Annotated in this window: 19 protein-coding genes and 1 pseudogene; 8 read left to right on the top strand and 12 right to left on the bottom strand. The window is 58.2% G+C overall.

The genetic code is table 11. The features are described 5' to 3' along the window. Positions 1 to 91 precede the first annotated feature (91 nt). A pseudogene (locus HK44_RS30505) lies at positions 92 to 862 on the bottom strand (PAS domain-containing protein); the annotation flags it as partial. Positions 863 to 1,573: 711 nt separating this feature from the next. After that, positions 1,574 to 2,452, bottom strand: a complete 879-nt coding sequence (locus HK44_RS12625) for a LysR family transcriptional regulator (RefSeq protein WP_019693196.1) — start codon at positions 2,450 to 2,452, stop codon at positions 1,574 to 1,576. Between the two features lie 99 nt (positions 2,453 to 2,551). On the opposite strand from HK44_RS12625, the gene gstA reads away from it, so the two are divergent. Both gstA and HK44_RS12615 read left to right on the top strand, forming a co-directional pair. After that, positions 2,552 to 3,160, top strand: a complete 609-nt coding sequence (gstA, locus tag HK44_RS12620) for a glutathione transferase GstA (RefSeq protein WP_019693197.1) — start codon at positions 2,552 to 2,554, stop codon at positions 3,158 to 3,160. Between the two features lie 412 nt (positions 3,161 to 3,572). Further along, the gene (locus tag HK44_RS12615; protein WP_019693199.1) at positions 3,573 to 3,995 is read left to right on the top strand and encodes a GNAT family N-acetyltransferase; all 423 of its coding nucleotides are present in this window, start codon (positions 3,573 to 3,575) and stop codon (positions 3,993 to 3,995) included. Between the two features lie 14 nt (positions 3,996 to 4,009). Here the strand turns inward: HK44_RS12615 and def are convergent, their stop codons facing one another. Further along, the gene (gene def, locus HK44_RS12610) at positions 4,010 to 4,549 is read right to left on the bottom strand and encodes a peptide deformylase (RefSeq protein ID WP_019693200.1); all 540 of its coding nucleotides are present in this window, start codon (positions 4,547 to 4,549) and stop codon (positions 4,010 to 4,012) included. 2 nt (positions 4,550 to 4,551) lie between these two features. After that, on the bottom strand, positions 4,552 to 5,496 hold the full coding sequence (locus HK44_RS12605) for a YihY/virulence factor BrkB family protein (protein WP_019693201.1): 945 nt from the start codon (positions 5,494 to 5,496) through the stop codon (positions 4,552 to 4,554). Positions 5,497 to 5,818: 322 nt separating this feature from the next. Here HK44_RS12605 and HK44_RS12600 point away from each other — a divergent pair, with 322 nt between their 5' ends. Beyond that, on the top strand, positions 5,819 to 6,196 hold the full coding sequence (locus HK44_RS12600; protein ID WP_019693202.1) for a hypothetical protein: 378 nt from the start codon (positions 5,819 to 5,821) through the stop codon (positions 6,194 to 6,196). A 195-nt stretch (positions 6,197 to 6,391) separates the two neighbouring features. On the opposite strand, the gene fadD1 is transcribed toward HK44_RS12600, so the two are convergent. After that, entirely contained in the window at positions 6,392 to 8,092 is a 1,701-nt protein-coding gene (gene fadD1, locus HK44_RS12595; protein WP_019693203.1) for a long-chain-fatty-acid--CoA ligase FadD1, read from the bottom strand. 398 nt (positions 8,093 to 8,490) lie between these two features. Then, positions 8,491 to 10,179, bottom strand: coding sequence for a long-chain-fatty-acid--CoA ligase FadD2 (fadD2, locus tag HK44_RS12590; protein WP_019693204.1), 1,689 nt, complete (start codon positions 10,177 to 10,179; stop codon positions 8,491 to 8,493). A gap of 228 nt (positions 10,180 to 10,407) precedes the next feature. On the opposite strand from fadD2, the gene HK44_RS12585 reads away from it, so the two are divergent. After that, positions 10,408 to 11,352, top strand: a complete 945-nt coding sequence (locus tag HK44_RS12585) for an alpha/beta hydrolase (RefSeq protein ID WP_019693205.1) — start codon at positions 10,408 to 10,410, stop codon at positions 11,350 to 11,352. Positions 11,353 to 11,394: 42 nt separating this feature from the next. Further along, positions 11,395 to 11,865 carry a MaoC family dehydratase gene (locus HK44_RS12580; protein ID WP_003227420.1) on the top strand — a complete coding sequence of 157 codons (471 nt, stop codon included), beginning with the start codon at positions 11,395 to 11,397 and terminating at the stop codon, positions 11,863 to 11,865. Positions 11,866 to 11,950: 85 nt separating this feature from the next. Here the strand turns inward: HK44_RS12580 and HK44_RS12575 are convergent, their stop codons facing one another. Then, a complete protein-coding gene (locus HK44_RS12575) occupies positions 11,951 to 12,418 on the bottom strand; it encodes a PA2169 family four-helix-bundle protein (protein WP_019693206.1) in 468 nt (155 codons plus the stop codon). Positions 12,419 to 12,620: 202 nt separating this feature from the next. On the opposite strand from HK44_RS12575, the gene HK44_RS12570 reads away from it, so the two are divergent. Together HK44_RS12570 and HK44_RS12565 are read left to right on the top strand one after the other, a co-directional pair. Beyond that, positions 12,621 to 12,857, top strand: coding sequence for a DUF3820 family protein (locus HK44_RS12570; RefSeq protein ID WP_019693207.1), 237 nt, complete (start codon positions 12,621 to 12,623; stop codon positions 12,855 to 12,857). Between the two features lie 20 nt (positions 12,858 to 12,877). After that, the gene (locus HK44_RS12565) at positions 12,878 to 14,059 is read left to right on the top strand and encodes an aminotransferase class V-fold PLP-dependent enzyme (RefSeq protein ID WP_019693208.1); all 1,182 of its coding nucleotides are present in this window, start codon (positions 12,878 to 12,880) and stop codon (positions 14,057 to 14,059) included. A gap of 35 nt (positions 14,060 to 14,094) precedes the next feature. Here the strand turns inward: HK44_RS12565 and HK44_RS12560 are convergent, their stop codons facing one another. From HK44_RS12560 to zwf, 4 genes are all read right to left on the bottom strand, one after another. Continuing rightward, complete coding sequence (locus HK44_RS12560; RefSeq protein ID WP_019693209.1) at positions 14,095 to 14,820, bottom strand: intradiol ring-cleavage dioxygenase; 726 nt, start codon at positions 14,818 to 14,820, stop codon at positions 14,095 to 14,097. Positions 14,821 to 15,008: 188 nt separating this feature from the next. Next, positions 15,009 to 15,674 (bottom strand): bifunctional 4-hydroxy-2-oxoglutarate aldolase/2-dehydro-3-deoxy-phosphogluconate aldolase, encoded by a 666-nt coding sequence (locus HK44_RS12555; protein ID WP_024264889.1) that lies wholly within the window; start codon positions 15,672 to 15,674, stop codon positions 15,009 to 15,011. A gap of 17 nt (positions 15,675 to 15,691) precedes the next feature. Beyond that, positions 15,692 to 16,405 (bottom strand): 6-phosphogluconolactonase, encoded by a 714-nt coding sequence (pgl, locus tag HK44_RS12550; RefSeq protein WP_019693211.1) that lies wholly within the window; start codon positions 16,403 to 16,405, stop codon positions 15,692 to 15,694. Further along, complete coding sequence (gene zwf, locus HK44_RS12545) at positions 16,392 to 17,861, bottom strand: glucose-6-phosphate dehydrogenase (RefSeq protein ID WP_019693212.1); 1,470 nt, start codon at positions 17,859 to 17,861, stop codon at positions 16,392 to 16,394. The genes pgl and zwf overlap by 14 nt, the downstream gene beginning before the upstream one ends. Before the next feature lie 206 nt (positions 17,862 to 18,067). Here zwf and HK44_RS12540 point away from each other — a divergent pair, with 206 nt between their 5' ends. Further along, the gene (locus tag HK44_RS12540) at positions 18,068 to 18,928 is read left to right on the top strand and encodes a MurR/RpiR family transcriptional regulator (protein WP_173859948.1); all 861 of its coding nucleotides are present in this window, start codon (positions 18,068 to 18,070) and stop codon (positions 18,926 to 18,928) included. Between the two features lie 189 nt (positions 18,929 to 19,117). Here HK44_RS12540 and HK44_RS12535 read toward each other — a convergent pair whose 3' ends face one another. Further along, on the bottom strand, positions 19,118 to 19,972 hold the full coding sequence (locus HK44_RS12535; protein WP_019693214.1) for a D-hexose-6-phosphate mutarotase: 855 nt from the start codon (positions 19,970 to 19,972) through the stop codon (positions 19,118 to 19,120). Positions 19,973 to 20,132 lie beyond the last annotated feature (160 nt).

The raw sequence follows: 20,132 nt of genomic DNA, 5'->3' as shown, positions 1-20,132 counted from the left end.
CCTGCGATCCTTTCTGGGCACACGCATCGTTTTGCACCGAGGTTGAATGGGCCGACTCGGCTGCGGTCTGCAACGTGGTCATTTGCCGAGTGATGTCGCTGGCGAACTTGACCACTTTGTACAAGCGACCCTTGGCATCGAAGATCGGGTTGTATGAAGCTTCAAGAAAGACCATGCGACCGTGTTTGTCGACCCGTTCAAACCGACGCGAATGGAATTCGCCACGGTTGAGCGAAGCCCAGAACGCCTTGTAGGCCGCAGACTCGCTCTCCGATCGATGACAGAACAGGCTGTGGTGCTGACCCACTACTTCGCTAAGCGAATAGTGCATGGTCTTCAAGAAATTATCGTTGGCGGTAATCACCCTGCCGTCGGGGGAGAATTCGATCACCGCCATGGCACGCCCCAAGGCATTCACTACGCTCTGGTTTTCATGCTCTTTATTGATTCGGGCCGTAATATCTGCCGCCACCTTGATCACGCTTCGTACCTGCCGGTCAGTTCCGATCACCGGCATATAACTGGCCTCAAGCCAGACTTCCTTGCCGCTCTTGTTCAAGCGCAAAAAGGTGCCGCTGCTGTATTCGCCACGACCCAGCTCGCGCCAGAAGCGCTGGTAATCTTCGCTCTTGGCGTATTCTTCTTCACAAAAAATCCGGTGATGCTTGCCGCGCAGCTCCTCAATGGAATAGCCGACAGCCTTACAAAAGTTCTCGTTGGCCTCGAGGATCACACCCGTGGGATCAAACTCGATTATTGCCATGGAGCGGCTGATCGCCGCCAACTTGGCATTGGCCTCGGTCAACGCGCAGCTAAATCGCTCTATCTCAAGCAGGTCAGACTTGCGGTGTCGATTGAACATGGTGGTATCACCTTCAGCGCTGTCTTTTGATGAATGGAAGTTCCTAGGGTCTGTTGACGTTTGGTGGCGGCCGCGACGGATGCCCGCTTGGTGCAGGGCAAGGCGCGAGGAACGCGGTTTGGTTGTTCCAAATAAGTTCCGAGTAACGCAGCCCTGCACCAAGCGGGCCCCGTCCCTTCGGGTTGCGTGCCAACGTGCGCGAGGCTGCGTTGCAGGATTTGCCAAGGGAACAACCATTAGCGGCATCCCGCGCCTTGCCTCGCACACGTTGGCCCAGCAACGCGGCTCGCCACCAAACGTCAACAGACCCTAGTCTTTCACTGGACTTACGACGACTTTCCACAGAACAGGCAAACGCATCCTCACACGAAGGATAAGAGTCAGGTGATCAATGATGATTAATCGGAGTGTCCATAACGCAACGCTCTTATCAAGCCATCCTTTTCTTGACGACCCGCATACGGGTCAACCCAACGTCCACAAGTAACTCCCTCTAAGAAACCTTCCTATTCACCGCAGTGCCTTGCGTTGCGCACTCTTATCGATCATTCAATTTACAGCCGGCCGCAAAACGCTGATTCAAGCACAATCAGGCTGAGGTATTGAGACTTCGACGCTTTATAATTTGACCGGCATCAGTAGTTACGATGTGAGCATAGACAGCAACGCCACGGATGCAAGGCCATCAATAGGCCATCTTTTTGTCGATGATCAGAGCGCCGCAGGATGGAGCATCGCCAGCAGCGCCTGGACCGCCGCAGAGGGTTCCCTGAGCGGTGTGGCGACCAGCGCAAACTCTCGATGAATGGGCACCGCCAACGGCAACACACGCAACCCCTTGCGATTGGCTGGCAAGGTCATTTCCGGAACCAGCGTCACTCCGACGTTTTCCCGAACCAGCGTGAACGCACTGCCCCACTCTCGAACTTCAACCCGGACATCAAGCAGCGCAAGACCTGCATCCGCTGCCAGGCTGCGGGCATTGACGCTGCAACCGCCGGTGGCCAGCACGAACGGCTGCCCGACCAACGCCTCCAACCTCAATCCGTATTCGTGCTTTCCTCGGGCCAATGGATGCGCCATTGGCAGCACCGCGACCCAGGTATCGCGTCCCAATATTCCGGCGTTACGTTCAAGTGGAGGATTGAGCACCACGCCCAGATCAACCAGACCTGCACCGAGCAATGCTTCGACTTCGTTGTCGCTGACCTCCAGCGCCACCACCTCAATACCGGGATAAAGCTGATTGAACTGGCGCAACAGCGGCGGCAGCAACGTTGCGAGCACCATCGGAAAACTGGCCAGGCGGATCGTGCCACGCTGAATGTCCTGCGCCGCGTCGGCAGTGGCCCGGATGGTCTCATGGGCCTGGAGCATCACCCGCGCCTGTTCGATCACGCGTACTCCGACCGCCGTTGGCAAGGTCTGACGGTTTTCCCGGACAAACAGTTGGATACCGAGCATGTCCTCAAGCAAGGCCAACGCTTGACTGGCACCTGACTGAGTCATGCCCACATGTTCGGCAGCGCGAGTAATGTTGCCCGTGTCGGCGATAGCCACCAGCATCCGCCAATGCATCAGGTTCATCATCGTAGTAGCTGTCCTTATGGCTGTTGTCTGAAAGATTAATTTTACGAAGTGCGTGGGCGACTATGACACTGATCAAAATCCTCACCTGGAGCCCTGATCATGAAGTTGTATTTTTCGCCTCAAGCCTGTTCCCTTGCACCGCACATTGTTCTACGTGAGCTGAAGTTACCATTCGAGCTGGTCCGCGTTGACAACCGCACGAAGAGGACCGGCGACGGTGCCGACTTTCTTGCGATCAACCCGAAAGGCTATGTCGCGGCGCTGCAACTGGCTGACGGCAATGTGCTGACCGAGGGACCGGCAATCCTCCAATACCTTGCTGATCTTCGCCCGCTTGCCGACCTTGCACCGGCGTGCGGATCCTGGGAAAGAGTGCGTTTGCAGGAAGTCCTGAACTTTATTTCGAGTGAGGTTCACGGCGCTCTGGGACTGCTGTTCAATGCGCAGTTCCCTGATCAGGTGAAAGCGCTTTTCAAGGAGAAACTGTTCAAGCGGTTTGCCGTGCTGACCCAGACACTGGAACAACAGGATTATCTGCTGGGCGAACGCTTCAGCATCGCTGATGCCTATCTGTTTACCGTGCTGCGGTGGACGTCCTTGTTTGATATCGACCTGAAGCAATGGCCGCCGCTGGAGCGTTTTCAGGCGCGGATTGGCTCACGGCCTGCCGTAAGCGAGGCGCTGGCGGCGGAAGTGGCACACGCTTGAAGATTGATCACCGGTGAATGACGCACCTGGAAACCGCTACTGACTTTCGTCGCGACCTGAGCTGGAAGGCTTGCGCGACTTCGCGCGGTTTTTGGTGTTTTTCGCCCATCTGGCCGAGGGTCGGGTTCAGCAGATCGATGGGTTAGTAACCTGGTAGTGAACGCGGAGCCCGATTGCCGGGCTCCGTCAAAGCGGGCTCAGTGCCCGAACACACCGACCTTTTTGGCCTTTTTGTCAGCGCGTTTTTCAACGGCGGTCTTGGTCGGTTTCTTTTTCGCCGCTTTCTTCGAATCCATGCCTTTGCTCATGATGCACGCTCCACCAACTGGGAAATATGAGATCAGGTATACACCTATCTCGCAGCGTTGGTTCTTTTATAATAGGCCCATTTTTCGCAGTGACCCTCTCGCACATGCCCAATACCCAGTACACCCAGCTTGCCGAGCCGCTGTGGCCGTTGCTGAACAAGTTTTACCGCACTCACCAGTCATCGATGAAAGCGGTTCGCGACGCTCAACTGTGGGTTGGCAAGCGTGGCGAGATCATCGCCGGGCTCTGTTTGCGGCCGATGGCGGAGGGGTTTTGGCTGACGGGGTTATTTGTCGACCCAGCCCTGCGGGGACAAGGTATCGCGGGCGCGTTGATGGCCCAGGCGCTGTTGCAGATCAAGGCACCCGTGTGGCTGTTCTGCCACCCGGACTTGCGCGAATTTTATGAGCGAAATGGTTTTACTGCCGACCCGTTGTTGCCCTATGCACTGGCCGAGCGTCTGGCTCGCTATAAACGCAACAAGCCGATGATCGCCATGGGTTTTCAAACGGTGGGAGCGGGTTGAGGTGAAATTTCGGGTCAATCATCAGCCGCCGGATCAAGATCCGGGAACATCACCTCGGTAAACCCGAACTTGCGAAAGTCGGTGATCCGCGACGGGTACAACCGACCGATCAGGTGATCGCATTCGTGCTGCACCACACGGGCGTGAAACCCCGAAGCGATGCGCACAATCGGCTCACCCTTGGGGTCGACACCTTCATAGCGAATATGCTGATAACGCTCCACCGCCCCCCGCAGCCCCGGCACCGACAGGCAACCTTCGAAGCCCTCTTCCAGCGTCGGATCAAGTGGTGTAATCAACGGGTTGATCAGGATCGTCTGCGGTACGGCGTCAGCGTCCGGGTAACGTTCGCTGTGCTCGAAGCCGAAGATCACCAGTTGCAGGTCGACACCAATTTGCGGGGCTGCCAGGCCGACGCCACCGACACTTTCCATGGTCTGGAACATGTCATCGATCAACTGCCACAGTTCGGGGCTGTCGAACATTTCGGCCGGCACCGGCGCAGCAATACGCAGCAGGCGCTCATCGCCCATTTTCAGAATTTCACGGATCATCGTCAGGCTTCGTCAGTGGTCGGGTTGAGCGAGTGGTCCCGGCCCAGTCCCGAAACGTGTTGTTTTTCGTCGTGTTCGCCAAAGCCCTTTGCGCCGGGATGTTTGCCTTCGGTCGACATGTGATCGATCACCGCATTCATTTCCGCGCCGAGCAACAGCACCGCAGCGGAAATATAAAAGTACAGCAACAACACGATGATCGCGCCGATACTGCCATACATGGCATTGTAGTTGGCGAAGGTCTTGACGTAATAACCAAAGCCCAGCGAAGCGATGATCCACACCACCACCGCCAGCACCGAGCCCGGCGTGATGAAGCGAAACCGCTGCTTCACATCGGGCATCACGTAGTACATCAATGCGACCGCGACCATCAGCAAAATGACGATCACCGGCCAGCGCAGTATCGTCCACAGCGTGACGATGAACTCTTCCATGCCGATCTGCGACGCAATCCATTCCATCACTTGCGGGCCGAGCACCATCAAGGCGGCAGCGATCAGCAGCATGCCGGCGATACCCACGGTATAGAAGACCGACAGCGGAAAGCGCTTCCATATCGGCCGGCCTTCGACCACATCGTAGGCTGCGTTCATCGCGCTCATCATCAGCCGCACACCCGCCGAGGCGGTCCACAGGGCGATGACGATACCCACCGAGAGCAATCCACCCTTGGATTGCTGGAGCTGGTCGATCACCGGGTTCACTTGTTCAAGCGCTTGCGGCGGCAATACCAATTCCGATTGCAGACGCAGCCAGGAAAAGAAGTCCGGCAGATGCAGAAAACCGATCAGGGCAATCAGAAACAGAATGAAGGGAAACAGCGAAAACAGCATCTGATAGGCCAGTGCCGAGGCATACGTCGACATCTCGTCATTGATGAACTCGGTGACGGTGCGCATCATCACGCGGTGCAAGGGCAAGCCTTTCAACTCCGGGAACATCATAGCGTCTCCTTTCGCCGCAAAAAGGTTGAAGTCGGGGGCGACTCAGGGGCCGTTTCCTACACCAAAGTAACCTACTTGGTGACGTTGGAACAATTTCGGGAGGAGTGGATATCAATAGCTGACATAAAAACGTCCATTCGTGGATGGCCGTCACCCTGCGCTGACAGGGGTTGACCGGCGAGCGTTGCACAGCGTTTCATTTATTTTCACTGTGTCATTTCATCCGCACATGCAGGTTGGGCTTTATGTTTGCAGGCTTTGCCCCGAGAATGCGCAACGTATTCAGGCCGTGGCGCTGAAGATCCAATCCCGTAGGAACGTTATGAAACTTGATAAAAAGCAGGCCATTGCCCGCAGAAACCAGGAACTCGGCGGTGCAGTGCTTGGCGTCAACAACTGCCATTTCACCGAATTGAACCGCAACCGCAATATCTGGTGGTTTGATATCCCGGTTGCGCGCCTGGCCATTGGTCAGTACGAATGGGTTCACCTGCTGATGTACACGCCCGCCACCGACGAACTGCTGCACCTGAAAGTACCGACGGTGTTCCTGCGCGAGAAGCTCGAAGGCCTGGTGGTGCGCAACGAAGGCAAGCGCAAGGCGGCCCTGAGCCTGGAACTGAGCGCCGACAAGGACTCGTACCTTCAGGACATGCGCCCGGCCGGCACCAACGTCAACTTCGCGCCGTTCCGCCTGTAACGACTCCCTGTGGCGAGGGAGCTTGCTCCCGCCGGCCGGTCCGCGTTCGGGCGAAGCAGTCGTCATACAGATACTGGATAGACGCCGTCTGGTTTTGGGGTCGCTTCGCGCCCCAGCGGGAGCAAGCTCCCTCGCCACAAAAAACGATCCAGTATCGCTGAAAACAAAAGCCCCGCATCTGCGGGGCTTTTTGTTTTATGCGCTGACCTTCTTCAAGCCGAGTTTCTTCAGCTCTTCGTCACGCAGTTCGCGACGCAGGATCTTGCCGACGTTGGTGGTCGGCAGCGCATCGCGGAACTCGATGGCTTTCGGTACTTTGTAGCCGGTGACGTTGGCGCGCATGTGCGTCATCACCTGCTCTTTGGTCAGGGTTACGCCCGGTTTGGCGACGATGAAAATCTTGATCGCCTCGCCCGACTTCTCGTCCGGTACACCAATGGCTGCACATTGCAGCACGCCAGGCAAGGTCGCCAGTACGTCTTCGAGCTCGTTCGGGTAGACGTTGAAACCGGAGACCAGAATCATGTCTTTCTTGCGATCGACAATGCGCATGTAGCCATCTGGCTGGATCAGCGCGATATCACCGGTCTTCAACCAGCCTTCGCTGTCGAGGATTTCATCGGTGGCTTCCTGGCGCAGCCAGTAGCCCTTCATCACTTGCGGACCTTTCACGCACAGCTCACCGATTTCGCCCAGCGCCTGTTCAACGCCGGCGTCATCGATGACTTTGCACAGGGTCGACGGAACCGGAATACCGATCGTGCCCACCTGAATGTTCTGGCTTGGATTGACGCTGGCCACCGGGCTGGTTTCGGTCATGCCGTAACCTTCGCAGATGGCGCAACCGGTGACGGCTTTCCAGCGTTCGGCAGCGGCCAGTTGCAGGGCCATGCCACCGGACAAGGTGATTTTCAGGCCTGAGAAGTCCAGTTTGCGGAACGCTTCGTTGTTGCACAGCACCACAAACAAGGTGTTCAGGCCGACGAAACCGCTGAATTTCCATTTCGACAGTTCCTTGACCATCGCCGGCAGGTCACGCGGGTTGCTGATCAGGATGTTGTGGTTGCCAATCAGCATCATTGCCATGCAATGAAAGGTGAAGGCATAGATGTGGTACAGCGGCAGCGGCGTGATGAGGATTTCGCAACCTTCATTCAGGTTGGACCCCATCAGCGCCCTGCACTGCATCATGTTCGCCACCAGATTGCGGTGGGTCAGCATTGCACCCTTGGCCACGCCGGTAGTGCCGCCGGTGTATTGCAGCACGGCAACGTCGCTGCTGGCAGGGTTGGCTTCGGTCACGGGCTGACCGTGGCCTTTGCTCAACACGTCATTGAACTTGACGGCCTTGGGCAGGTGATAGGCCGGGACCATCTTCTTCAGGTACTTGATGACGCTGTTGATCAGCAGGCGCTTGAGCGGTGGCAGCAGGTCGGCCACTTCGGTGACGATGACGTGCTTGACGCCCGTCTTGGGCACCACGGCCTCGGCCAGGTGCGCCATGTTCGCCAGACACACCAGCGCCTTGGCGCCGGAATCGTTGAATTGGTGTTCCATTTCCCGCGCGGTGTACAGCGGGTTGGTGTTGACCACGATCAAGCCGGCGCGGATGGCACCAAACACGGCGATCGGGTATTGCAGCAGGTTTGGCAGTTGTACGGCAATTCGATCGCCCGGCTGCAAATCGGTATGCTGTTGCAGGTAAGCGGCAAAAGCACCGGACAATTCGTACAGCTCACCGTAGGTGAGTGTCTTGCCGAGGTTACTAAAGGCCGGTTTGTTGGCGAAGCGTTGGCAGGATTGCTTTAACACTGCCTGAATATTCGGATACTCGTCTGGATTGATCTCGGCAGCAATTCCAGCTGGGTACTTATCCTTCCAAAAGTCTTCGATCATGGAAGCCCACTCCTCAGCAACGCGAATTCTTCACCGCATTTGATGCGATTATTATTGGTGTGTGTTTTTTATTGGTGTCTTTTTTGGGTGAATCCGGCTTTTACCCAGGCCGGGAAGTCACAAAGCGCGCCGAGAGTAGCAGCTTTGCCAAGGCCCTACTAGAGCCAAAAGAAGCCCCTACAGTCACTTTAATGACTCAAGACCTGTAAATAGTCTGTTTTAGAGCAAAAAATCTATACCCCCTTGAAACGCTCTGAAATTGGCGTTTTACCCCACTGAAAAGCATCGCGGGCAAGCCTTGCTCCTACGGATTTGTGTCGTGCCACAATTGGCTGATCGACACTAAACCTGTAGGAGCACGGCTTACCCGCGATCGCGCGAAGCGCGGCCTTTAACGATTACGCGATATCGCGCAGCTCCCGTCGCAGGATCTTGCCCACTGGCGTCATCGGCAGCGACTCGCGCAGCACGATGTGCTTGGGCACCTTGTAGGCGGTGAAGTTTTCCTTGCAGTAGGCCTTCAGCTCTTCAAGGCTGATCCCCGCCTCACGCGCTACCACGAAGAGCTTCACCGCTTCCCCGGAACGTTCGTCCGGCACACCGATCACCGCGCAGTTGGCGACTTTCGGGTGCGCCATGACCACATCCTCGATCTCGTTCGGGTACACGTTGAAACCCGAGACGATGATCATGTCTTTCTTGCGATCGACAATCCGTACGAACCCGTCCGGGTCGATTACTGCGATGTCACCGGATTTGAACCAGCCGTCGGCATCCAGCACTTCGGCGGTGGCTTCGGGCTTCTGCCAGTAGCCTTTCATGATCTGCGGGCCCTTGATGCACAGCTCGCCGCGCTCGCCCATGGGTTGTTCGACACCGTCATCATTGATGACTTTCAATGTGGTGCCCGGCACTGGCAGGCCGACCGTGCCAATGCGTGACTTGTCGCCATACGGATTGGTGCAGGCCACTGGCGAGGTTTCGGTCAAGCCGTAGCCTTCGGTGATCCGGCAACCGGTTATCTGCTCCCAACGTTCGGCGGTGGCCTTGACCAGTGCGGTGCCGCCGGAGTTGGTGAGTTTGAGGCTGGAGAAATCCAGGGTCTTGAAGTCTGGATGATCCATCAGCGCGACAAACAGCGTGTTGAGCCCCAATAGCGCCGAGAACCGCCAGTTTTTCAGCTCTTTTATGAAGCCGGCGATGTCCCGTGGATTGGTGATCAACACATTGTGATTGCCGGTGACCATCATGCACATGCAGTTCGCCGTGAAGGCATAGATGTGATACAGCGGCAGCGGCGCAATCATCACCTCCTGGCCTTCACGCAGCAGCGGCTTGCCATCGCTGCCGAACTGGCCGAGGCAGGCTCGGGCCTGCTGCATGTTGGCGACCAGATTGCCGTGGGTCAGCATCGCGCCCTTGGCCAACCCCGTAGTGCCGCCGGTGTATTGCAGCACGGCGACATCGTCGAGGCTGACCTTCAACGGCTTGATGCTTTGACCGCGACCCAGGCGCAACGCGCTCTTGAAGGAAATCGCCTGCGGCAGATCGTAGGTCGGGACCATCTTCTTGACCTTGTCGACCACGGTGTTGATCAGCCAACCCTTGGCGGTCGGCATCAGGTCGCCCATCTTCGCTTCGATCAGGTACTGAATCTCGGTGTCGGGCAGTACTTCCTGGACCTTCTGCCCGAACATGTTCAGGTACACCAGCGCCCGGGCACCGGAGTCCTTGAACTGGTGACGCATCTCCCGTGCGGTGTACAGCGGGTTGGTGTTGACCACAATCAGCCCGGCACGCAACGCGCCGAACACGGCAATCGGGTAATGCAGGACATTGGGCATCTGCACCGCGATGCGATCACCGGGCAACAGGTCGGTCTGTGTTTGCAGGTAGCCAGCGAACGCCGTGCTGTAGCGCTCAAGCTCGGCGTAGGTGAGCGTCACGCTCATGTTGCTGAAGGCCGGACGGTCAGCGAATTTCTTGCAGGAACGCTCGAACACCTCGATCACCGACTTGTAGGCACCCGGTTCGATATCATTGGGTACGCCGGCCGGGCGTTTGTCATTCCAGAAATCAGGTTGCATTGTAATTGTCCTCTTTACCTGAGCAAATCCGGGCCGCCTCTGTGTGACGCTGAAAAGCGGGGCTTCTGGGACACTAGCAGCTATGGTGATTCAGGCAAATATACGCAGCGGTTTCATTGATAGCGTGAATCTTGCTGCTGGGGGACACCCATATCGCACGCCCTGCCGTTGATGAGCTATACAATGCAACGACGCCGCGTCTAAACAAAACCGTGCAAAGGAATCGCCATGATCCACGAGACATTCTGGTTGACCGCGAGCGATCACAGTCGACTCTTCGTCAACCAGTGGCTGCCTGAAGGCCCGCTGAAGGCGGTGATTCTGCTATCCCACGGTATGGCTGAACACAGCGGTCGTTATGCGCGGCTGGCGCAGGCTTTATGTGCCGAGGGTTACGGCGTCTATGCGCTCGACCAGCGCGGCCATGGTAAAACCGCCGAAAACGGCGTGCTCGGGCATTTCGCGGACAAGGGTGGTTGGCACAAAGTGGTCGGAGACCTGGCCAGCCTTAACCAACACATCGGCCAACACCATCCGGGCGTCCCTATCGTGCTGTTGGGTCACAGCATGGGCAGCTACATCGCCCAGGCGTACCTGCTGCATCACAGCGCCAGCCTGTACGGCGCCGTACTCAGTGGCTCGAACTTCCAGCCAGTTGCGCTCTATCGCGTAGCGCGCCTGATTGCGCGTTTCGAACGCTGGCGTCAGGGAGCTACCGGTCGCAGTGCATTGATCGAGTGGTTGTCGTTCGGTTCATTCAACAAGCCCTTCAAGCCCCATCGCACCCGGTTCGACTGGCTCAGCCGCGACCCGGACGAAGTCAACAAGTACGTCCACGACCCGCTCTGCGGCTACCGTTGCACCAACCAGCTATGGATCGACCTGCTCGGCGGCTTGCAGCAAATCAGCAAAGCGTCCAATCTCGCGGAGATCGACCCGGGCCTGCCGTTGCTGGTGATCGGTGGCGAATGTGATCCGGTGAGCGAAGGCAAACGTCTCAAGTCTCTGGCCGACGCACTGCGCAGTGCCGGCAACCAGTGCATGCAGCTGAATATCTACCCGCAAGCCCGGCACGAACTGTTCAACGAGAGCAACCGCGATGAAGTGACCGCGGACCTGCTCAAATGGCTGGCTGAGACACTGAGCCATCGCCGGCCACCCCGAACCGAATAATGTCTGGCTATTACACTTAACTCGTCACAGGATTCAAGACACATGACCCAGGTTACCAATATCCCATACGAAGCCCTTGAAGTCGGCCAGACCGCCAGCTACAGCAAGACCGTCGAGGAACGCGACATTCAGCTGTTCGCGGCGATGTCCGGAGACCACAACCCGGTGCACCTGGACGCCGAGTTTGCGGCAGCGAGCATGTTCAAGGAGCGCATCGCCCACGGCATGTTCAGCGGGGCGCTGATCAGCGCCGCCGTCGCCTGCGAGCTGCCTGGACCGGGGACTATTTATATCGGTCAGCAAATGAGCTTTCAGAAGCCGGTAAAAATCGGCGACACCCTGACCGTACGCCTGGAAATCCTCGAGAAACTGCCAAAATTCCGCGTGCGCATTGCCACTCGGGTATTCAACCAGCGCGATGAGCTGGTCGTGGACGGCGAAGCCGAGATCCTCGCACCGCGCAAGCAACAGACCGTGACCTTGCCGACACTGCCCGCGATCAGCATCGGCTGATGCCCATCGCTCCCCTCTATGATCGTTAAGATCGTTCCCACGCTCGCGTGGGAACGATCTTTTGATTCAGGCGTTTTTGACCGACTTACGAGCGGGCGCGAGCCTGGTGACGCAAGGCTTTGACCTGATCGTGATTGCGTTGCGCACCGTGATACTGACGTTCGACCAGATCACGAATCCCCAGCAGATTGTCTTCGTTGATCTTCTCGAGCGCTGCTTTGTAAGCCTTCAGGGCATGGTCCTCGCCACGCTCGGCTTCGTTGAGCACCACTTCTTCGCTCTTGCCGGTGACCAATGATTTGAGGCCGACCCAACGACGATGCCTATCCCCGCCGACACGGGTTCTGGTCTCAGGATTGCCGCCTATCGAACGCACGGTATGTTGAAGTTCGGCAGCGGCGGTAGCGCACTCGGCAGCGCGTTTGACAAACAGCGCCTTGAGTTCAGGATGCTGGATGTCCTGGGCACAGGTCTTGAAACCCTCCTGACCGTCCTTGCTGATCTCGATCAGGTCGTTCAGGACTGAAATCACTTCTTTATTGATGTCAGTCATTTTTCAATTCCTCGCAGGCTGAGAGAACTGCATAAAACGCTGCATCTCGTGTGCCAGCTCTTGAGTTTATTTTTTACCTTATATTTCAATAAGTTAAATTTTTACCAAACATCTGTACCCGAGTTATTTGCATGATCTGTCAATTGGCCTGCATGCAGAATGCCTGTATTTTCCACGCTGTTTGAATCAAGACGACCGATCGATGAATCCCGAAAAGCTCGAACTGCTGGTCACCCGCGAAATGCCCTTTGGCAAATACAAGGGTCGCATCATTGCCGACCTGCCCGGTCAATACCTGAACTGGTTCGCCCGCGAAGGTTTCCCCCACGGTGAGCTGGGCGGCTTGCTGGCCCTGATGCAGGAAATCGATCACAACGGCCTGTCCGACTTGCTCGACCCGCTGCGCGCCAAACATGGCAAACCCAAACCACGCCACTGAACCACTGAACGAGTCGCCCCATGCCAGAAAACACTCGCCGCGCCCTTGATGAAGCTTTTTGGCAGATATTCGCCGACCGCTATGAGGTCCAGCCAGGTCCGATCAATCTGGAGAATGGTTACTTCGGCCGCATGTCGCGCACCGTGGTCGAGGAGTACCAGCGCAACATCGAGCTCATCAACCGCAGCAACTCGGTGCATGTGCGCCAGCGTTTCGAAAAACTCGAAAGCGTGGAAATACGCGGGCAACTAGCCGGGCTCCTGCAGGTGCCCGCCGAGGCAGTGGCCCTGACACGCAGCGCCTCAGACGCGCTGCAATCGCTGATTCGCAACTACAACGGCTTGCAGCCGGGCGATCAGGTGCTGCTGTGCGATCTGGAATACGACACGGTCAAAAGTGCGATGCGCTGGCTGGCACGCCATCGCGGCGTCGAAGTGATCGAAATCGAGCATGCTCATCCCGCCAGCTTCGAGACACTGGTGGCGAGCTACCGCGAGGCGTTCGTGCGTCATCCACGGCTCAAGCTGATGGCGCTGACCCACGTCACCCATCGCACCGGCCTGGTGATGCCGGTCAAGGCAATTGCCGCGGCGGCCAAAGAGCACGGGATCGACGTGATCCTCGACGGCGCCCACGCCCTCGGTCAGATCGAATTCAACCTTGATGACCTGGGCATCTCTTTTGCCGGCTACAACCTGCACAAATGGATCGGTGCACCGTTGACCCTGGGGTTCATCTACATCGCACCACAACGTCTGGCCGATATTGATCCGGACATGGGCGAGTTTCACTTTCCGCTCACCGACATCCGCTCGCGCACGCCTTACAGCACGCCAAACATTGCGGCGTTACTGACCTTGCCGCTGGTGTTCGAAGAACATCGTTCCATCGGTGGCGCAGCCGCCAAGGGTGCACGGATTAACTACTTGCGCAATCTGTGGGTCAAGGCTGTTCGCGATGTGCAGGGCATTGAAGTCATGACCCCGGATGATCCGCGCCTGTATTGCGGTATCACTTCGATGCGTTTCACCCGGCATGCCGACCAGCAAGCGATGGTCGACCGCCTGCTCAACGACTACAACCTGTTCACCGTGGCCCGCAACGGTTCGGCGTGCGGCAGCTGTATTCGCATTACACCGGGCCTGACCAGTACCGCACAGGAAATGCAGCGGCTGGCTCAGGCCCTGATCGAACTGAGTTGAGGCGACGAACACCGGGTGGTGACCACGCCCGGCGTTCACACGGTGTAGATATCGAAGTCTTCGGGTTTGATCTGAGCGGACATCGCACGCTTGTCGATCCCGATGGTCAACTGCCCGAAATAGCCGTCTTCCCAGGAATCACGGGCAATGGTGTGAACGTTCAGGATCGAGTCTTCCCCACGCATCCGGGTAAAAAGCTCGTCCTGATCGTTGCGCAGCGGCGAGACGCCTCGCCCGGTGTAGTCTTTGGCGCTCAGTACCGAACGTGACGTCACCTCGGGAAGGTACAGTTGACCGACCCAGGCAACATGCCGCGCGTCCAGATGATTGCTGTCGGTTACGATTCGAACGGCAACGTGGATGTGCACGCTGCGCCCCGCATAAAACCCCGGATAAACCGTGGTAAACCTGACGACACCTTTGCGATCGGTAAATTGTCCACCGCGCAAATACGTGTCGTCATCGGTACGTGGGACTGAGCCGATATTGCCGACATCGACCTCTTTATCCGGATTGATCTTGCTCCAGCCCGAATAGGCCCCTCGCGCATTGCATTGCCAGATGTCCACCAGGGCGTCCGTCACCGGCTCGCAACTGCTGACATCGACAAGGTTCAGCTTGAGCAGCAAGGGAATACCGCTGGCACCTTCACTGATGTTTCTTCGGATCAACCTGGGGTTTCTGAAGTACGGACCGGCAATCTGTTCGGGGGCCAATAAACAGACTGGCCCTGTTGCCAGGGTTGTTGCGTGTTCTTCCATGAGTCGCTTTCCTCCATAAGTTGCTCGAAGGATAGAGAGATCTCCGGGGTGGGTTGCGGTAACTATGTATGCTTCTGAAGGGCAGCCACTTTTCTACAGGCAAAAAAAACGGCGCACTGACCAAGTGCGCCGTAAAGCCGTAGAACACAACTACAACGATTCTGCGTAAAAAACTGTCGCTAAACCCATCAGTCCAGCAGAGCCAACGCTTCGGCGGTGCACTCCTGGATACGTGCCCAGTCACCGTTCTTGATCCACTCTGGATCAAGCATCCAGCTACCGCCAACGCACATCACGTTTTTCAGCGCCATGTAACTCTTGATGTTGGCGGGGCCAACACCACCCGTCGGGCAGAAACGCACTTCGCCGAACGGGCCGCCAAGGGCCTTGATCGCCGCGACGCCACCGCTGACTTCCGCCGGGAACAACTTGAAGCGGCGATAGCCCAGGGCGTAGCCCTCCATGATCCCGGAGGCGTTGCTGATGCCCGGCAACAGCGGAATCGGGCTGGCGACGCTGGCTTCCAGCAGGTCGCGGGTAATACCCGGGGTCACGATGAACTGCGAACCGGCGGCTTCAGCGGCGGCCAGCATGTTGCGATCGAGCACGGTGCCGGCACCGGTGACCAGCTCCGGACGCTGCTCACGCAGAACCTGGATGGCCTTGAGGCCGAACTGCGAACGCAGGGTCACTTCCAGGGCCGTCAACCCACCCGCGGCCAGGGCATCGGCCAGTGGCAGAATGTCTTGCTCGCGGGCAATGGTGATCACCGGCAGAATCCGCGCCTTGACGCAGAGGCTGTCGATCAGGGCAACTTTGTCCGCCATGGAAACGGTCGGTTGAGTGTTTGTCATAGCGGCTGATCCTTGGTTCATGGGCACCAGTAAATCTCTAACGTGGGTTGCAGAAACGCGCGAATCGGCATTGCGGCGACATCGTCACCGGCCAGTGCGGCACCCAGGGTGGTCAGCTTGGACTGACCGCAAATCGATAGCACGGTGAACCGTGCCGAGGCCAGCAGCGCTCGACTCATGGTCAGGCGCTGATGTGGCACGGTCGGCGCCAGCATCGGCCAGCAACGGCGCGTGCCGTCGGGCTGCAAGGCTTCGGCCAGGTTCGGACTGTTGGGAAACAGCGACGCGGTGTGACCGTCATCGCCCATCCCCAGCACCAGCGCGTCGATTGCCGGCAACTCGGCGAGCAAGCGGTCAGCCTGTTCGGCAGCTTGTTCAAGGCTGGCAGTGGCGCTGTAGAGGCTGAGAAACTTCGCCTTGGCCGCCGGGCCTTGCAACAGGTAGCGCTTGAGCAGACCGGCATTGCTGTCGGCGTGTTCCACCGGCACCCAGCGCTCGTCGGCCAGGGTCACCACAACCTTGGACCAGTCCAGTGCCTGTTTGGCCAGATGCTGGAAAAACGCCACCGGGCTGCGTCCGCCGGACACTACCAGCGTTGCGGTGCCTCGGGCATCGATAGCGTCGCTGAGGTGCTTGGCCACGGTCAGTGCCAGGCCTTCGGCCAGCAACACCGGGCTGCGAAACTCATGAGCGTGGACGCCCTGAGGCAGTTTGAATTCAGATATCGCCATACCACGACCTCCCGTCCCGCGTGATCAGTGCAATGGAACTCATCGGTCCCCAGGAGCCCGCCGCATACGGCTTGGGCGCATCACCGGACTTCTTCCACCCGGCGATCAGCTGGTCACACCACTTCCACGCGGCTTCGATTTCATCTTTACGGACAAACAGGTTCTGATTGCCGCGCATCACTTCCAGCAACAACCGCTCGTAGGCATCGGGGATCCGCGCGCTGCGATAGGTATCGGAAAAATTCAGCTGCAACGGACCGCTGCGCAGCTGCATGCCCTTGTCCAGGCCTTGTTCTTTGGTCATCACACGCAAGGAAATACCTTCATCCGGTTGCAGGCGGATAATCAGCTTGTTGCTGATCTGCAAGCGCTGCTCGGGAGCGAAGATGTAGTGAGACGGTTCCTTGAAGTGGATGACGATCTGCGACAGTTTCTGCGGCATGCGTTTACCGGTACGCAGGTAAAACGGCACGCCCGCCCAACGCCAGTTGCGGATGTCGGCACGCAGGGCGACGAAGGTTTCGGTGTCGCTCTGGGTGTTGGAGTTCTCCTCCTCCAGGTAACCCGGCACCGACTTGCCTTCGCTGTGACCGGCGATGTACTGGCCGCGCACCACCTGGGTGGTCAGGCCTTCCGGACTGATCGGCGCCAGCGCCTTGAGCACTTTGACTTTCTCGTCACGGATGCTGTCGGCCGAAAGATCCGCTGGCGGGTCCATGGCGATCAGGCACAGCAACTGCAACAGGTGGTTCTGAATCATGTCGCGCAGTTGACCGGCCTTGTCGAAGTAGCCCCAACGGCCCTCGATCCCGACCTTCTCGGCGACGGTGATTTCCACATGGGAAATGTAGTTCTGGTTCCACTGGGTTTCGAACAGGCTGTTGGCGAAACGCAGGGCGATCAGGTTCTGGACCGTCTCTTTGCCCAGGTAGTGGTCGATGCGGTACGTGCGGTTTTCCGGGAAGTACCGCGCCACGGCGTCGTTGACCTTGCGCGACGATTCGAGGTCCGAACCGATCGGCTTTTCCAGCACCACACGGGTGTTTTCGCTCAGGCCGACCTTCGCCAGGTTCTCGCAAATCGCGCCGTACACCGCAGCGGGCGTCGCGAAGTAGGCAATCATCCGCTGCGCCGAACCGGCCAGCTCGGCCAGGGCGACGTAGTCGTCAGACTTGAGGAAGTCGACATGCAGGTACGTCAGGCGTGCCAGGAAGCGCTCGACCACGGCTTCGTCGAGTTCCTTGGCATCAACGTAATGGCGCAGTTCACTGGCAATAAAGGCCAGATGCTCTTGCTCGCTGCCCGGCTCACGGGCCAGTGCGATAATGCGCGTGTCCTCGTGCAGCAGGCCAGCGCCATCGAGTTGGTACAAGGCAGGAAACAGCTTGCGCAGGGCCAGATCGCCCAAGGCGCCGAACAAGGCAAAGGTGCACGGTTCAACCGTAATCGAAGGCATGATGTTTGTTCTTTTATCAAGTTAAGCTACAAATACCTTTTTTTAAGGCATCGCTCAAGGAAAAATGTAGTAATAACCACAACATTTTTCCAAAATACAGATTCCGAGTGGTGGTCGGTCGGGGCCATCAGTAGGATAGGCCACCATTATGGGCCGCTTCACAGGCCCTATCTGCATAGCCGACCTAAGGAACATAAATGGACCGCGTGCGAAATTTACTGGAACAAATCCAGAATCGCCTTGCAGACCTGAACAAGGCCGAACGCAAGGTCGCCGAAGTGATCCTGCTCAACCCGCAGCAGGCCACTCGCTTCAGTATTGCCGCCCTCGCCCAGGCCGCCTCGGTCAGCGAGCCGACGGTCAACCGTTTCTGCCGTTCGTTCGGCGTCAGCGGCTACCCGGAGCTCAAACTGCAACTGGCCCAAAGCCTGGCCAGCGGCGCGGCGTATGTCAGCCGCGCAGTGGAAGCCGACGACAATCCTGAAGCTTACACCCAGAAAATCTTTGGCAGCGCCATCGCATCGCTGGACAGCGCCTGTCAGGCACTGGACCCGAATCTGATCAGCCGCGCCGTGGATTTGCTGATCCAGGCCCGGCAGATCCACTTCTTCGGCCTCGGCGCGTCAGCCCCGGTAGCGCTGGATGCGCAGCACAAGTTCTTCCGCTTCAACCTGGCGGTCACCGCCCACGCCGACGTGCTGATGCAGCGGATGATTGCGTCGGTGGCCCACACGGGCGAACTGTTCGTGATCATCTCCTACACCGGGCGCACCCGCGAACTGGTTGAGGTGGCGCGCATCGCCCGCGAGAACGGTGCCTCGGTGCTGGGTCTGACGGCCGAGGGTTCGCCACTGGCCAAGGCCAGCACCTTGAGCCTGAACATCCCGCTGCCGGAAGACACCGACATCTACATGCCGATGACGTCGCGAATCATCCAGCTGACAGTGCTCGACGTACTCGCTACCGGCATGACCCTGCGCCGCGGCGTCGACTTCCAGCCGCACCTGCGCAAGATCAAGGAAAGCCTCAACGCCAGCCGGTATCCGATCGGGGATGAGTTCAGCTGACGTCTGTCCAAGCCGAGTGCCCACTTGTGGCGAGGGGGCTTGCCCCCGTTGGGCTGCAAAGCAGCCCCAAAACCAGCCAACTCGGTAGTTCAGGTAAACCGTATCTACCGGTTTACGACTGCTGCGCAGCCGAACGGGGCGGTGCGGCGTTCCGACAAGCCCCCTCGCCACAGGGTTTGTGTGCCACCTCTACCCTCCCATCCGCGCCTGCAAACTCAAATGCGCCCGCTCCCCCGGTGCCAGCCTCAGGCTATCGGTGCCTCCGCAGGCTGCCTCTACGCAGACAAACTCCGAAACCTCATTCCAGCTCACTCCCAGCAGCGGCCGTGACCCGGGATGCCAGACCACGGTGTCAGCGCTGTCGCCGGTATCGATGCACAACTGGCGCTGCCAGGCATGGTCCTTGAGCTGTAACTCGCCCTCGTGCTGGAACACCCGCTGACAGCCACCTTCTACCCGCAACTCGCCTTTTTGCTCGCAGAATTCGCGCTTGAGCTGGTCATAGCCTTGCGCACCATCGAGCCCAGACAGCGCTATCTCAGCAACGTCGCCAATACGCCAATAGGCGTGCAACGCATGGCTCAGCTGGCACGGCAGACTGTCCTGATGCTCGGTGCTCAGGCGCAAATCCATGCGCTCACCCAAGTGCGCGTACAGGTCCACCTGCCAGTCACACAGCTGCAATTGCCAATGCAGGTGCACGCCGTCGTCATCGGTGCTGCTGTCGATCAGTTTCCAGTCGATCAGCCGCGCCCAACCATGGGAGGGCCAGGCATTTTCGCTTGGATGACGGCCATACCACGGCCAGCACACCGGCACACCACCGCGAATCGCCCCGACCTGCGGCCACTTCGCCGCGCACCAGAGCCAGGGCTTCTGGCCTGTGGGCTGAAAATGCAGCAACTGCGCACCCTGACGACTGAACACCGCCTGACACAGCGGATGGTCGATCACCAGCACCTCGCGCTGCTGATAACGCTCCCAGGCAAACACCGGGCGCTCGCGCAGGGATTTGAAGAAGCGTTGTAGCGGATGCTCAAGCATGTGCCGCGGTCCCGAAAATCATGGATGTACTCATCACCATTGTGACAACAGCGCTTTTGTGGCGAGGGAGCTTGCTCCCGCTGGGCTGCGAAGCGGCCCCAAAACCAGTCATCGCGCTGCTTCAGCTAAACCACATTTACCGGATTTACGACTGCTGCGC

Origin of the sequence: Pseudomonas fluorescens HK44 (genome assembly GCF_000217955.3) — a bacterium.
GTDB classification, from domain to species: domain Bacteria; phylum Pseudomonadota; class Gammaproteobacteria; order Pseudomonadales; family Pseudomonadaceae; genus Aquipseudomonas; species Aquipseudomonas fluorescens_AQ.
This window is presented reverse-complemented; position numbering and strand designations above follow the sequence as displayed.